Source organism: Marinoscillum sp. 108 (assembly GCF_902506655.1).
Lineage (GTDB): Bacteria > Bacteroidota > Bacteroidia > Cytophagales > Cyclobacteriaceae > Marinoscillum > Marinoscillum luteum.
Map to the genome: position 1 here is coordinate 1,811,652 of NZ_LR734808.1, position 15,367 is coordinate 1,827,018.

The following is a 15,367-nucleotide window of genomic DNA, read 5'->3' on the forward strand; positions in this document are numbered from 1 at the left end:
GGGCAATTGATGAAAATACACATAAAAACACTTTTTGGGCTGGAGGAGATACTGGCGGAAGAAGTCAGGAAAATAGGTGGGCAAAATGTGGAAGTACAGAAACGATCCGTCTCCTGCGAGGGTGACATGCACTTTCTCTACAGCGCCAACCTGAACCTGCGTACCGCTCTGAAGGTACTGGTACCCGTGTACAACTTCACAGCCCGCACAGAGCAGCAGCTTTACGACCAGGTGATGCGGCATGACTGGTCTAAGTACCTGAACATCAACCAGACTTTTGCCATTGACAACACGGTGTTTTCAGAGTTCTTCAGGCACTCTCAGTATGCCGCACTGAAGACCAAAGATGCCATAGTAGATCAGTTCAGAAACCGCACAGGTAAGCGGCCTTCCGTGGACATCAAAACCCCGGACATTCAGTTTGACCTGTATGGCTTCAAAGATCAGTTTACCATCTCACTGGACAGCTCCGGAGACACGCTGAACCGACGTGGCTACCGTGAGCCGGGACATGAGGCTCCTCTCAATGAAGTGCTGGGTGCTGGCCTCCTCCACCTGGCAGGGTGGAATAAGTCTATTCCGCTGATCGACCCCATGTGTGGCACAGGCACCATCCTGATAGAAGCTGCAATGATGGGCCAAAACATTCCGCCACAGATCAACCGACATGATTTCGGGTTTAAAAACTGGAGCAACTTCCACCCTACCGTTTGGAACCAGGTGGTATCAGAAGCCAAAGCCGGCATCCGTAAGGCGCAGCTGAACATCACGGGGGGAGACATAGATGGAGATGCGGTACTGATGGTGAACAAATCGCTGCGAAAGTTTAAGCTCAGCGACTCGGTGACGGTCACCCGACAGGATGTACGGGATCACCGACCCAAAACACCCGATGGCATGATCATCAGCAACCCACCCTATGGGGAGCGGATAGGCCGCGAAAACACCAACGACTTTTACAAATCCATAGGCGATGTGCTCAAAAACAATTTTACGGGATTTGATGCGTGGCTGATGAGCTCCAACATGGAGGCATTCAAGCACATCAAACTGAGGGCATCCAAGAAGATTGTGCTCTTCAATGGTCCTCTGGAGTGTAAGTTTCAGAAGTACGAGATGTACAGAGGAAGTAAGGAGGAGGCTAAGTAATAGAACAATATTAGCTCTGACAAGGCATTGAAGACAGATGGTCGCAGTAACAATCTGAGTTACCCATGGACCATCTATACTTTCCTTAAGGGAGGCTTAGAATGATTTAAAAAACCATATTGGATCTCCAACTAATCAGCTATCTACTCTTCATTTTCTTTGCTTGGCCCGGGCCGCGTAGGCAAAGAAAACAATTGGTGATCCCACAAAATGGCACCAACCTGGCCGGTCGCACGCAAAAAATCCCTTGAACTCATCCTCGATTCTGCTCACTTACTTTAATTTATTCAAGTTCAAGAGGATTCACACTTGTCCCGGCCGGGCAAGGCTTGGATGGCCACCCCTCCTTTACGCCCTTCCGCAAGCCGCATAGACAAAGAATACCAGCAAAGCCCATTGTAGAAAAAAAGTGGAATTACCCACACAGATATTGCTTGATCCCAGTTCGAGGCTAAGTAATCTTACCACCTCTAAACACTACTGCGAGAAATGGGTTGTTGAAAGGGTAAACCAACAAACAATCTATGCAAGCCGACTCACTCGCCCAAGCCACCAAAAAGATGGCGCAGGAAATCAAATCTGAAATGAAGGCGCCTGTGGAGCACATCACCGAGAAGGTGGATAGCTGGATGGATGGCTTTCTGTCCATGCTCCCCAACATGGCTGTGGCACTGGTGCTCTTCATCATCTTTTTGATCTGTGCCAAAGCCTTTCAAAAGGTGTTTTTGAAGCTCTTCAGGAAGTCTTCTGAAAACCAGGCACTGGAAAACCTCTTTGGTACGATCGTCTACTACATTGTGCTGGGTACAGGTATTTTCATCATTCTGGGCGTACTCCAGCTGGACAAGGCCGTCACTTCACTGTTGGCCGGTGTGGGGGTGGTGGGGCTGGCCCTCGGGTTTGCCTTTCAGGACATTGCCGCGAACTTTGTATCCGGTATCATCCTCGCCTTCAGGACACCCTTCCGCATAGGGGATATCGTGAAAATAGGTGATTACATGGGTGCCGTCAGTCGGACGAACCTGCGGGTGTCGGTGATCAGGACCTTTCAGGGTCAGGAAGTATACATCCCCAACAAAGATGTGCTGCAGAGTCCTATTGAGAACTTCACCATACTGGGGGAGCGCCGGATAGATCTGGCAGTGGGCGTATCCTATGGTGATGACCTGGAAAAGGTAGAACAACTGGTAAGAGAGACCATCAGCAACCTGGAAGGTGTGGTACGAAAGGAGGACCTCATCTTTACATATACGGCCTTCGGGGATAGCTCCATCAACTTTGAGGTGAAGTTTTGGATACTGTATCCGGATCAGCCGGGGTATCTCACCATGCTGAGCAAGGCGATCAAAGCTATTAAGAGCGCGTTTGATCAGAATGACATCACGATACCATTCCCTATTCGTACGCTGGACTTTGGGATCAAAGGTGGAGAGAAGCTCTCCGCGATGCAGCTGAATACGGGCAATGCACCGAGCTAGCCATTGGCTATGGAATGAATCGGCTGGCTGACTAGACGGGATGGTGGGCAGTGCCAGGGCATGTGCGGACAGCCCGACTATCGGTAGTGCTGGCTATGGGGGTTCTCTCCTAAAAATCCTTGTAATGGAATCATTTGAGGGGAGTAATATGTTACTATCTTTGCCGACCATTCAGTTAGAGAATGGGGTTGCACTTGGGGTCGACCGGAATCGACAGGGAGTGTAAATGATATGCTTGCATGCAGGCGCATGGGATGAGCGCCTTGATCAATAGTTCCAAAACACATTTGGCGAATCTAATTACGCCATGGCAGCTTAATCATTACTTAAATGTGATGATTTACCAGGGTTGAGGCCAAAGCCTCCCCCTGCCACATCCCTCCAAGTCTCTGTCCTTTAGGCTGGAATAAGGGGTGTCGAACTTTAGGACTAGTGTGGGTGAGGCTACTAAGCCCATGCGAAACTCCAGTGGCTGGTAGGTTCGGTAGGTTGTTATTCACCGGCTGGCCTGCGAGATCAAACGAATAACTAAGCATGTAGAGGGTCTATTGTTTCCTTTGCTGGACGAGGGTTTGAAGATTCGGACCCATCTGCCAGGGATGGTAGATTAAAAATTGGGTGAATTGCAAGAAGCCTACGTATGAAAAGTCATATATGGTAATTTGCAGCCAAGCTTCAGGGAAGACTGAAGAAGGTTCAGAGACTAGGGACACTAAGGTGAGCCCACAGCGCCCAACACCTGGAACAGGTGATGACATAGTCCGATCCCAGAAGAAATTCTGGATAGATAAACTGCTTGAATCCTGTTAATTTCGATGAATGAATTGGAGTTATATCTCAGGATTTTTTGATGCTGATGGTTCTATTCAATTGAATAGGATACATAGAAATCAGCTCCCAAGCCCGGTAATGACCTTTCACAACAATGAACGAGTCATCCTGGAGCTTATCAAAGCGTTTATCTATGATGAGCTTAATGTAAACGGTACTATTGTTACCAAGAAGAAAAAAGGATATGCCGATCAGTTTGAACTTAGGTACTCTTACTTTTCAAAATTTAAGGCCATAGTTGGTGAGTTGGTTATTCATCACCCTCGGAAATTGAAGAGAATAGAGTTTATCCAAAAGTATCAAGGTCTGAGTAAGAGAAATGGTAAATATTCTAATCAAGAGCTTGAAACAATAGCATCATTACTTAAGCAATGGGAATAGCGAATCCCTCCGACTCCACTCAAAAAGCTCACCGAAACGGTGGGCTTTTTGTGTTTTAAGGAAAGGCAATACCCCATCCTCCCTCCACAACCTTGTCCTATCCACGAATCCAAAAAAGACCGCCATCTTCTTTTAGTCCTGTTTCAAATTCTTTTAAAATAGCCATGGCTAACTCTAGGTCAATATCTTTTGATAACGCCCACTGACGTGCAATTCCTGACGAATCGGCATTCGATAACTGTTCTTCCATGAGGCTCAAGATTCTATTTGAAAGTGTTTCTGATTTAAGCAGGTACTCCCGTGCCTTACGCCCCAACACTCTAGCTGAGATTTTCAGCTGGCCCGCTGTTTCGTCCAATTGATCAAGTAAATCAAAATGAGATTCGACAATGTCATCCCAATCATGCTCATAGGATAATTCTATAATTTTCAGGATATCCGTTAGGTCATTATCCCTTTCTTCAGGACGATCACTCCAAGCTACCAACTTTAAAATGATCATCCCTGCCAGTGGTGGTATTTTGGCTACTTTGTCCTCTATGAGGATTTCGATGGCATCTTCCAACACCTCTCTTAGCCCCAACACATGTAAATCAGAATATCTTTTGTTAAATGATTCAGTATCATTTTCCTCGATCTTACCAAATGGAAGAAGGTCAATTGCTACGTCATATTTCTCGTGATACAAAGTCCATGGTGCCTCCACGCTGTTAAATCCATATTCCTTGAGATCAGACACAATATGATCATACTCAGCCATCGAAGATAGCATTAGAGCAAAATCAATATCTCTGGTGCCACGAGGAGGCTTCTTACCTTCATTAAGGAATTCTAAGGCAATAGCTGTCGCCCCAATAAGATAGTAGGGTATGTCTTCTTTCACCAATACTTTATCGATGATATCGAACACCTCCTTAAAATAGGGTAGTGCTAACTCTTTATATGTTTGGCCTGATGTGCTCATTCCATATCATTTCAGCAGTTTCTCTGCATCGCTTATTATTTTTCAACTTTAGATCCGCATATACTAGTAATGGAGGTGCTGTTTGATGTTGCTTCTCTTGATTCATACCCCAAAACATTTCAAATAGCTCCAATTCACCTTTCTGATCAGGTCTTAATTTGTAAGTCTTAATGAAATCTGTTCGGTTCTTTTTTGTGAAAAGAATGTATTGTTCTGGACGCAAATAGTTAGTCAGAATATCTCCTGCCGGCTCACCTCCCCATGCTTCTTCAAACTCATTTAATTCCAATTCCTGCCAATGAGTTGGCAGATGAAATCTTCCAATCAAAAGCTGAGGTTTTAAGGTGATTTCATATTCAGTGATCCATCTATCAATTAATTCTTCCTTCCTCTCCCATATATACGTTTTTCGATCTCTTTGAAGAAGATACCCTGTATCCTTCAGCCCGTTCATGACAAGTGGAATATTGCCTAAAGCAACCCCTGTTTCTTCGGCTATCAATCTTTGAGGGTGATTTACATTGTCCTTATGGAGTAATAAATAGAATAAAACCTTTAATCCTGTTTTGGTAAAAGCTCTATTACCGGTTTCCTTTTTTGTTTCTTCCCTTCTATTTGTATCTATCCAAAGCCAGAATGAATCCTTCTTAATAAAAACATTTCCATTGGTTTCCAGATAGGGGATGTTTAGTTCACGAAGCTCGGTTTTAACCTTTGGGAAAATCCGTTCTGCGATTAAAAGCACATTATTGAATTGCTTTTGATATTTGAGGAGCTGATTAACCTGATGAGGTCGCACTTCCGTTTTTACTTCGACATAATAATGGAAATTCTCATCATTTATCACAAAGTCAACTTCACCATCTATATCATTCCTGTCAGTCCACTTTCCGGTGATCCCCGTTTCTTTTTCGAGGTTTTCAAGTGCAATATTTACTATTTCCCTTTGCATTATGTTCACAAATATAATCTGTTCACGATACGTGAACAAGAAAAAAACGTGAACAAATTTTATCAATTCCTCTTATCAGCAGCTTGATGTGAGAAGGAAACAATATTCAGCATCTCTCTCAGTTTACTCCTTATCCTACTTCCATACATTCTCTCAACCTCATTACTATCAAGATTTGTTGTTATGTGAGTGAACATTTTATGTGAGATGAAATAATCATAGCGTGAGGAGTATGTAAGCCATAACATTGCAGTCATTTCCGAAGTACTTCAAACTACTACACATTATAAAGACTTAACTAATTGATATTCAATAGTTCAGCTTAAAGGTTCGAATCCCTCCGACTCCACTCAAAAAAGCTCACCGAAACGGTGGGCTTTTTATGTTTTAATGGGTTGGAATCCGGTAAAGAGGGGTTTGATTATGCGAGAGTCACTCAACTGGACTTTACCGAATGAGCGAAATAGCGGTACTCTTGCAGGGGCGTTTGCAAGCTGGCACCTCATTCACGACTTATAATCGGGATGATGGCACAAGCTGGAGGAATGCCTAAATACGTTATTTTAAGTTTGGAAATTGATAAGCCAGAATAAAGGATTTGATCTTACTCATAGAATCCAATATGGACTCAGAACTTGGCAGGTCATCTGACCAGACTAACTTAGAGAGTTCTCTCTGGTATGTTTCTTTCAAAGGAGTCCACATTTGATCTATGTCTCTGAGTAATGGGGAATCATGAATAGGAAGTGATACCCAATCACCTGAGAAGGTATTATTCTGTTGATTATCCTGAAGCACCAAAGTAATTAGCTCAAAGTTCTCCTTTAATAAAAGTGAGTTCACTAATCATTTTTATTGCGAGTGTCTACATCCTACTCAATCAGTAGTAGTCCTTGAGACTACCTTACCATGAGGTGCATACATAGTGATTCGTTTTTAATCCCAAATCGTACTAAGCTGAAAGTAGGATGATCCAACTCTAACTGAATACCTTCTGACAACTTTTTAACAAAGTTCATATCATCCAGCTGCGGTTTGTGATTTTTAGTTTCCACTAGTGGAAGTATTTTGAATATAGCTAATAGGTTATTATGATCTAAACCATCAGCATAATCAAAGCGACCATCATAGTCACTCTGCTTTTTAACACCATCAATTCTAACCCGATAATAGACAATATGATCATGAGCATGAGTGCATTTATTGAAAACGCCAAATGCCAAGGTTTTGAGCTCCATTTCCAGTTTTACCCTTCGAGATTTTATGACTTTTGACCTAGAATCGTTTAGCAATAAGTCAAACTCATTGTCCTTGATGATATGTACTGATTTTGGAAGTTGGGGAACTTCATTTAGCTGCGTGTTTGAAAGGTTCAGGATTCTCAAATTACTTACATCAGAGAAGGTCAACCTAGTTATGGGGTTGAAGGATAAATCTAATTCTTCAATCGACGAGGAATCAATATGGAAGCTCTCCAGTGCATTGTAGCTAAGATCACAGACTGTAAGCTTTGGAAAGGATCTGAGCGAGAAAGTAATAATAGTATTATCCCTAAGGTACAGATCACAAATGCCTGTCAATGCATTTAGTGTTTCCAGGTTAGTTAGCCTGTTGGATGATAAATTCAGGACTACAACCTCCGTCATCATTTTGATGAAATGTAGGTAATCATCTGTTAAATCAAACTGGATTAATGATAGTACTCTGTTATGAACAACGCCAGAAACGTGCTGAAGGAAATCAGTTGAGGGGGTGAGAACTCCCATTTTATTACCGATAAACTCACCATGTGATTTCGAGTCCAGCCGATAAGATAAATTGGACTTGTTCTGATCGTAATTAATTTTACATAAATCTCGGTACATCTGACGAGCAAAGGTGAAACTACTGAAGTTGAATTCCCGCAAAAAAAAGTGCTTACTAAAGGCAATTTTCGCTAGAAAGAATTCCAGAATTGACTTGTGAGCAAACTTGTAATTCCCCCTACCGTCTCGGTTTAACAGCGATTTACTTTTAAGCTCTAAATCTGAAAGATTAATATTTGATTCCTGGGCGAATGTGATTACGGATTGTGCAGGTACTCTTAATGATGATTCAGCGTAAAAGTTATTGTAAAGCTCAACAGCAAACTTCTCTGAGAATTCGTAAAGATTCTGCTTGAAAATAGCGCGCTCTACCTGCCTTTTTCTATTTGCCTCTCTATCAATCCATGATTCAATCAAAAGGGAATAAATATTATAAATGCTATTGAAGGAATCTTGATGATCCAGAAGATCATCGATATAATTCAACAGCATAGGTCTGACCATCAGATATGGACAGTCCCTAGTAAGACGAAAAGCACGCGTAATCTTATTGACCCGGTAAATTGGATATCTCTTCAAAAGGAATTTTCTAATATCCGAATCATTGAATGGGGATAAGTAAATCTTCTTGAAGGTGTGAAACCCTCCCACTGAGCCATGTTTTCTTATTCTGATTTCACCTGGTTCTACTTCTTCGATTGGAAAGAACTGTGTGCGACTAGAGATCACAACAAATCGAAACTTACTTGTCAATTTAACGAGCTCTTCGATCCTATTCATATAATCCCTGGCGGCATTAAGGTCCTCGTCAAAGGCGTCCAGAAGAATGATTGATTTACACATCTGTTCATCAGAAATGTTCTCTATATCTTTTTCAATATCAGGCTGACTCAAGGGGAAAATGTACATATCAAAATGCTTGAATAACCTTCTTTTATATCTCATGTAGAGATTCATCATGAATGTGGTTTTCCCCATTCCTGAATCAGCAAGAATGATATAGTATTTATGCTTGTTGCGATCATTGGAAAATGTCCTCAGGAAAAATGGGATTAGCTTTTGCCTAGCCACACTGGCCTGCGAGAAGTAGGGCTCTTCCTCATAAGATGGGGGGATATTTTGAAACTTGGTATGGACATAGAAACGATAAGCATCTCTAAATTCATAAGGTTGATAATAAGGGTTCTGTCTTTGAGTAACCCTTTTATATGAATACCAAGCACGGACTTTCTTAAATAGCGGAATTAGCACAGAAGTACCTAGAATCAATAATGAATAGAATATAATAGTCAGGGTAGATTCACTTACCTCTAAATCAAATGTTTCATTTAGGAAAGTGAGAATATGTTTCTTGGCAGAGTCAAATAGTTTTTCCACGTCACCTATTTTGACATGAAGATAAATTATCCAGGTGAAACCGCTTTTAAATATTCCTATTACAAATGGTATTAGGCAGATAGAAATGGTGAGCTAGAAGTGCATTTCAAAAAGCGATTTTCCCTATGGATGGATTGGAAGGCTGCGTTAAGATAAGGCTAGTTTTAAGGAAAGGCAATACCCCATCCTCCCTCCACAACCTTGTCCTATCCATGAATTCAAAAAATACGGCTATGTTTCCCAAAAAGACCGCCATCTTTTCTCAAAAGATGGTTATGTTTTCCAAAAACATGGCCATGAAATAAAAAAAGGTGGTTATGATTTACCTAATCGATGGTTATGGCTTCACAGAATTCAATGATCAGCACTCAGGTCAACTCGGAGGTCTTTGCTATTGATGTTTTTAGCCCAGGAATAGCTTTGGTATGAATCAGAAAGGAAGGGCCATCTTGCCACACTTAATGTAACGATCTCCTCTAACGCTATCCGAGGTGGAGCCTTTTGATCAAGAGGATGAATACCCCATATCCGACTTTATCTTAATTTTCCGCTTATCTAGTTTGCTGAAAAACAAAGTAAACAGTTGTAAATACCGTTGATATTCCTAGGGCTACCCATACAATGTTGTCTAATTGCTTGAGCCCATTATTCACCTCAAAAGCAGCACTTGCCATAATGCTTATAATCGATATGAGAAAAATGGGAATAAAGACTAATCCTAATGTTTTTAGAAAAACTAATCTTGACTTCTTTTCGTGAATTAATATATGTACAGCGGTAATAACAATCAGTATTCCAAGCATTAAATCAATAATTAAATTATTAAAACAATATAGTTTTTAATCACAATGTGATGATTTAATAAGTGGATTAGCTATTCCTCCGTACAGAAGGATTCCATGACTATCGACTTGTGATGTTAGTTTTCCGGTGATCATTGATTATTATTTTTCAATTTCATTGACTCAGCAAACAATGCTTCAAACATTTATCGAAACTAACTTCTACCAATCAATCATACTTCCTTAAAATAAATAGCATTGGGGGTTACATATTTCACTTCAACATCTAACTCAAATTTTTCCACATCCAAGTGGATCATTTTGTTACTTGACTTACCACTAAAACTTTCCACTAAACAAACTTTTGGTTCTTCAATTCCAAGTAGATGAACCACATGATATTGACCATGTTTATTTCCTCTATACTGAGCCTTGAACCGTTTTCCTTTTTGAATCAATTCAATATTCTCAGCTATTAATGGATTCTCTAATACCTTTTGTTCCTTGAATCCCAGCTGTTTCACCATAATATCCGATTCTAGTTGATATTGTATAAACTCAAAGAAATTGTCATCTACATCACGGTAAAAGATCAATGTATCTGAAATATTAATTGGGCCTTCCGGAAGAAAATAATCTTTCAAAAACTCATTCCCCTCCTTTGTTAGCTTTTTAAACGAAATAATAGATCCTGATTGAATCTTCTTGATCTTCCTTATCACGGCTGGGCACCAGTCATGACCAACCCAAGCTGGAACAAAATCTACTCGCATTACCTTGTAAGCGGAAGGTAAAAGACCTGAATCAGTACACGGGTGCTTTGGCCAAGGTGGCCCAAGTTCATCAAAATACACCCTTCCCCCGACTTGAGATTGATAGAAAAATACTCTTCGGCCGCAAACTGGACAAATGGCGTTTGGATTAACATATGATGAATATGAATTTTTATCCGTCCACAAGGATAAAAATTTCAGTGTATCACCATAGGATGGTTGAAGCACAATTTTATTATGCCCAAATCCTAAGTGTCCATCTCCACCCCAACCACAGGTGCATCCTGGTGGATGATTCCATGCGTTACACATAATGACTAAATTGTTGGATGATCAAAGTTATTCTTCTCTTCGAATTAAGTTAATCAAAATACCAATATACACTTCCTACCACGAGCATGGCACTGGATGTCATCGGCTCAGAATCAGGTGATCCATGTGAAGGCCTCCCCTCACAAAAAAACCTCCACACATTTTGTGTGAAGGTTTTTGGCACCGATCAGGTACGTTCATTAACAGATTGGCTTTCTGGTTAGCTCACCTTCTCCGCAGTGTAACCTGCCTTTTCTACCACAGCGATCACCTCCGCTTCAGAAGCACCGGCTGTTTCTACGGTCAGGATTTTGTTCGGATTCAAGATATCTACCTCCCACTTAGCTATGCCTTCGGCAGCATCCAAATGAGGAGTCACATTCGCAAGGCAGCCACTGCACTTGATCGTGGTTTTGAATTTTAATGTACTCATCGTTCTTTTATTTTGATTGTTTTAAACTTGATTCAAAGTTCGCGCTATCGGAGCGCGCTTATATTACACTTTTACCGCTTTGGGTTGCATCATTTCATCCATACTGTAGCACTAGCTTTTCGGATTGAGGAAAGCCAGAACACAGCAATACATACCCCCGCTCCACCTCATCATCCGGCAGGGCGTAGTTTGTTTTCATATTCAGTTGGCCGGATACCAACCTCACCTTACAAGCTCCACACATGGATTCTTTGCAGGAATGTGGCAGTCGGATCCCGGCATCCAGCGCCGACTTCAATACCGACTGGTTGCTCTCAGCCTTAAAAGTGATCGGCTCACCATTCAAATCTTTGATCTCCACCTGCGTATAGGCCTCTGGTTTGTCATCCCGGTTTTCAATGCCTGGCATCCCTGAGAAGGCCTCCATTTTGATCTGGTCTGCAGACAGGCCAAGGATGGTTAAAGACTCTACCGAAAGATTCATGAGCGCTTCTGGTCCACAGATGAACACCTCGGGGGTTTCCTTCCAATAGGCATCCACATACTTTTGAAAATCAAAACGGTTGAGCTTGCGGAAGAAGGTGTTTTCCTGCTTCTCCAGGCCCGCATCCTCTGCAGACAGGAAGTGCCTCACCTCCAGTCTTCCGGTGTACTTTCGTTCCAGATGATCGAGCTCTTTCTTAAATATGATCGATTCTGAGCTTCGGTTGGCATAGAGCAGAGTGACCCGGCTTTCGGGTTCCTGCGCCAATATGGATTTCATCATGGCATACAGGGGCGTGATACCACTGCCTCCGGCCACCATCAGCACCCTTCTTGCCACTCCAAAGGTGGTGGTAAACCGGCCATTGGGCGGGCTCACCGATACCTCATCGCCTGCACGGAGTTGCTCCCCAATGAAATTGGAAGCCAGTCCACCCGCTACCTTTTTGATGGTAACGGATGGCGGCTCGCCAATAAACGAAGAAGAGGAAAATGAATATTGTCTTACTACTTCCTGACCATTGATCTGCAGGAAAAAATTCAAAAACTGACCAGGGAGATACTGCGCGATCGAAGGAGCATTTTCCAGCACCAGGGTAAATGCTTCCCTGGTTTCCTGAATGATCCTTTCAATTTTGACTCGTGTTTTCATCGCCTTTGAATTTAAATTTTAGATGCTTTCAGTCTAAGGCTATTGGCCACTACGGACACCGAGCTAAAGGCCATGGCGGCCCCGGCAATCATGGGATCCAATAAGAAACCATTGAATGGATACAAGACCCCAGCCGCAACCGGAATACCTATCAGGTTGTAGATAAACGCCCAGAAAAGGTTCTGACGAATACCCATGACGGTCTTGCTGGAGAGGTTGAGTGCTTTGGGAATGGACATCAGATCGGAAGTGATCAGGGTCATTTTGGCCACATCCATGGCAATGTCGGAGCCTTTGCCCATGGCAATACTGACATCCGCCTGCGCAAGGGCATGGGAGTCGTTGATACCATCACCCACCATGGCCACCACTTTGCCCCGGGCCTGAAGTGCTTTCACGAAATCTGCTTTGTCCGAAGGCATCACTTCCGCTTTGAAATGCTGCAGCCCAACCTGCTCTGCCACGGCTGCAGCGGTTTGATGATTATCGCCTGTAAGCATATAGACCTCCACACCCCGATGCTGCAATGTCTGGATAGCTTGTCTGGAGCTGGCCTTCACCTGGTCTGCAATGGCCAGTACTGCCAGCACCTGCTCTTCATCCGCAAAATAAATGACCGTTTTGGCGTCTTGCTGTAGTCGGCCAGCCGCCTGAGTGAGCGGAAGGCTGATGCTGATGTGATGTTCATCTATCAGTTTTCGGTTTCCTACAAGGTACAAGACCTCTCCGGACACCGCGCTGGCACCCCGGCCCGTGATGCTTTCAAAGGCCTCTATCTCCGCTGGCTGAATGTTATCGGCCTTCAGCTTATTTACCACGGCTTCCGCCAGTGGATGCTCGGAGACAGCCTCCAGACCTAGCAAAATCTGCATGGATCGATCCACGTTGCTTTCGCTGGTTCCCCAAATCATGTCGGTGACTACTGGTCTGCCTTCTGTGATGGTCCCTGTTTTGTCCAGGATCACAGCGTTTACTTTGTGAGCGAGTTCCAGGCTTTCGGCGTCCTTGATAAGGATGTTATGCTCTGCACCCTTGCCCACACCTACCATGATGGCCGTGGGAGTGGCCAGTCCAAGCGCACAAGGACAGGCGATGACCAACACCGCCACAGACGTCAGCAGGGCATGTGTAAAAGCATCATCTCCACCCACAATCATCCAGGTAATGAAGGTGATGATGGAAATACCCATCACAATGGGTACAAAAATGCCTGCGATTTTATCGACCAGCTTCTGTACAGGAGCTTTGCTGCCCTGGGCTTCCTGTACCATCTTGATGATTTGCGAGAGCAGGGTCTCACCGCCTACTTTCTCAGCTCTGAACTGAAATGAACTTTTTTGGTTGATGGTGCCGGCAAACACCTTGTCGCCCTTCGCTTTGGAAACGGCGATGGGTTCACCTGTGATCATACTCTCATCCACAAAAGATTCACCCCCGATCACTTCGCCATCTACCGGAATTTTCTCACCTGGCCTGACTATGATGGTATAGCCCACCTGAACCGATGAAATGGGAATCTCTACTTCCTCCCCTTCAATCAAAGCCTTCAGGGTTTTCGGCTGAAGTCCCATGAGCTTTTTGATGGCGGATGAAGTATTGGATTTTGCTTTTTCCTCAAGAAGCTTACCCAACGAAATAAAAGTGATGATCACCACCGCCGCTTCATAGTACACATGCGGGTGGATGCCCCTACTATGCCAAAACTCTGGGAACAGGGTATTGAACAAGCTGTAAATAAAGGCTATTCCTGTACTCAGAGCCACCAAAGTATCCATGTTGGCTTTTCCATGTCTGGCTTGCTTAAATGCATTGATGAAGAAGGTTCTCCCAAACCAAAAAAGGATGGGTATGGTGAGCGCCAGTGAGATCCACCTTCCCTCGGTCCATTCCATAAAGAACATCCCAATGATGAACACAGGAAGTGTGAGCAGGGCAGACCAGATGGTTCGTTTTTTCACGTCCTGATAATGCTTCTGCTGAAGCTCCTGCTGCATTGCTGAAGGATCGTCCTCCCCCACAATGAGGTCATAACCGATGGATTGGACCGCCTGACGCAGGGTTTCCTGAGTGATTGAATCTTCATACTCCACCAAAACCGAATTAGTAGCGAAGTTGACACTCGCTTTTTTCACACCCGGAGTGTGACTGATCATGGACTCCACACTGGAGGCACATGCTGCACAGGTCATCCCGGTCACCGGAAAGCTTTCCTTGATGACCTGATGAGATGTCGCGGATGATTTTTCTATTACCGTTTCCATTTTATATTGTTTTTACTCTGCAAAATTATTCAGCCGGGGTAGTGCGATTGTTATACAATTCCGGCTATGGGTTACACCTTTTCATTGGAGTGATCCGGCACTATCAGGCCCTTACTCCTCTGAATCTGCTTGAAATGAGAAGGATTGAGGCCGGTCACCTTTTTGAATTGGGCAGAAAGGTGATGAGCACTGCTGTATCCTCTTTCGTAAGCGATCTGTGAGAGGGACTTGCCGGTGTACACAAGGGATTCCTTGACTACCTCTATCCGCTTTTCGATGTGATACTTTTCAATGGACTTCCCTTCCATTTGTGAGAACAGCTCACTGAGTGTGTCGTAGTTCTGCATGAAATGCCGGGACAGACTTTCGGAGAGGGTAACACCCTGCTCACGGCCACTTCCTGCTGCTATCCACTGGTGAATGAATTCGCGGATTTCAAGAAATCTGGTCTCCCTCTTATCAGAAACCAGCTCAAACCCCAGCCCTGAGAGGATGGACCGAACTGTTGTTTTCTGCGGATCGTCTATAGGCTTGCAGAAGGTGACCTTCCCCAGGGAAATATCCCTGACAAACATTCCTGCCTTTTGCAGGCTTTCCCGGATAGTGAAAATGCAGCGACTGCAAACCATCCCTTTGATATTGACCTGAGTGCTTTCCATCGTTCCAATTTTTAATCAAAATTGGGAACAATCTGCATTGGATGCATTACACAATCACCCGGAAGGCTTACATGA

General features: G+C 43.5%; 11 protein-coding genes and 1 other RNA gene. 4 read left to right on the forward strand and 8 right to left on the reverse strand.

Features of this window, described 5'->3' with window-relative positions; translation table 11 throughout:
* The first annotated feature begins 9 nt into the window (after window positions 1-9).
* The 4 genes from GV030_RS07515 to GV030_RS07530 all read left to right on the forward strand — a co-directional run bounded on the left by GV030_RS07515 (window position 10) and on the right by GV030_RS07530 (window position 3,839).
* Window positions 10-1,149 carry a class I SAM-dependent RNA methyltransferase gene (locus GV030_RS07515; RefSeq protein WP_159581373.1) on the forward strand — a complete coding sequence of 380 codons (1,140 nt, stop codon included), beginning with the start codon at window positions 10-12 and terminating at the stop codon, window positions 1,147-1,149.
* Between the two features lie 524 nt (window positions 1,150-1,673).
* Entirely contained in the window at window positions 1,674-2,627 is a 954-nt protein-coding gene (locus GV030_RS07520; RefSeq protein ID WP_255465209.1) for a mechanosensitive ion channel family protein, read from the forward strand.
* A gap of 203 nt (window positions 2,628-2,830) precedes the next feature.
* Window positions 2,831-3,199: a transfer-messenger RNA gene (ssrA, locus tag GV030_RS07525) on the forward strand.
* Between the two features lie 247 nt (window positions 3,200-3,446).
* Window positions 3,447-3,839 carry an LAGLIDADG family homing endonuclease gene (locus tag GV030_RS07530; protein WP_159581375.1) on the forward strand — a complete coding sequence of 131 codons (393 nt, stop codon included), beginning with the start codon at window positions 3,447-3,449 and terminating at the stop codon, window positions 3,837-3,839.
* Between the two features lie 97 nt (window positions 3,840-3,936).
* On the opposite strand, the gene GV030_RS07535 is transcribed toward GV030_RS07530, so the two are convergent.
* The 8 genes from GV030_RS07535 to GV030_RS07570 form a co-directional block, all read right to left on the reverse strand.
* Window positions 3,937-4,803 carry a hypothetical protein gene (locus GV030_RS07535; RefSeq protein ID WP_159581377.1) on the reverse strand — a complete coding sequence of 289 codons (867 nt, stop codon included), beginning with the start codon at window positions 4,801-4,803 and terminating at the stop codon, window positions 3,937-3,939.
* On the reverse strand, window positions 4,778-5,755 hold the full coding sequence (locus GV030_RS07540) for a type IV toxin-antitoxin system AbiEi family antitoxin (protein ID WP_159581379.1): 978 nt from the start codon (window positions 5,753-5,755) through the stop codon (window positions 4,778-4,780). Before GV030_RS07540 ends, GV030_RS07535 begins: the two co-directional genes overlap by 26 nt.
* Before the next feature lie 899 nt (window positions 5,756-6,654).
* Complete coding sequence (locus GV030_RS07545) at window positions 6,655-8,937, reverse strand: hypothetical protein (RefSeq protein WP_159581381.1); 2,283 nt, start codon at window positions 8,935-8,937, stop codon at window positions 6,655-6,657.
* A 1,015-nt stretch (window positions 8,938-9,952) separates the two neighbouring features.
* Window positions 9,953-10,804: a hypothetical protein gene (locus GV030_RS07550; RefSeq protein ID WP_159581383.1), complete on the reverse strand. Its 852-nt coding sequence runs from the start codon at window positions 10,802-10,804 to the stop codon at window positions 9,953-9,955.
* Window positions 10,805-11,024: 220 nt separating this feature from the next.
* Complete coding sequence (locus GV030_RS07555; protein WP_159581385.1) at window positions 11,025-11,237, reverse strand: heavy-metal-associated domain-containing protein; 213 nt, start codon at window positions 11,235-11,237, stop codon at window positions 11,025-11,027.
* A gap of 94 nt (window positions 11,238-11,331) precedes the next feature.
* Window positions 11,332-12,372 (reverse strand): ferredoxin--NADP reductase, encoded by a 1,041-nt coding sequence (locus tag GV030_RS07560; RefSeq protein WP_159581387.1) that lies wholly within the window; start codon window positions 12,370-12,372, stop codon window positions 11,332-11,334.
* Window positions 12,373-12,383: 11 nt separating this feature from the next.
* Window positions 12,384-14,633 carry a heavy metal translocating P-type ATPase gene (locus GV030_RS07565; RefSeq protein WP_159581389.1) on the reverse strand — a complete coding sequence of 750 codons (2,250 nt, stop codon included), beginning with the start codon at window positions 14,631-14,633 and terminating at the stop codon, window positions 12,384-12,386.
* A 71-nt stretch (window positions 14,634-14,704) separates the two neighbouring features.
* On the reverse strand, window positions 14,705-15,292 hold the full coding sequence (locus tag GV030_RS07570) for an AraC family transcriptional regulator (RefSeq protein ID WP_159581391.1): 588 nt from the start codon (window positions 15,290-15,292) through the stop codon (window positions 14,705-14,707).
* Window positions 15,293-15,367: the final 75 nt, after the last annotated feature.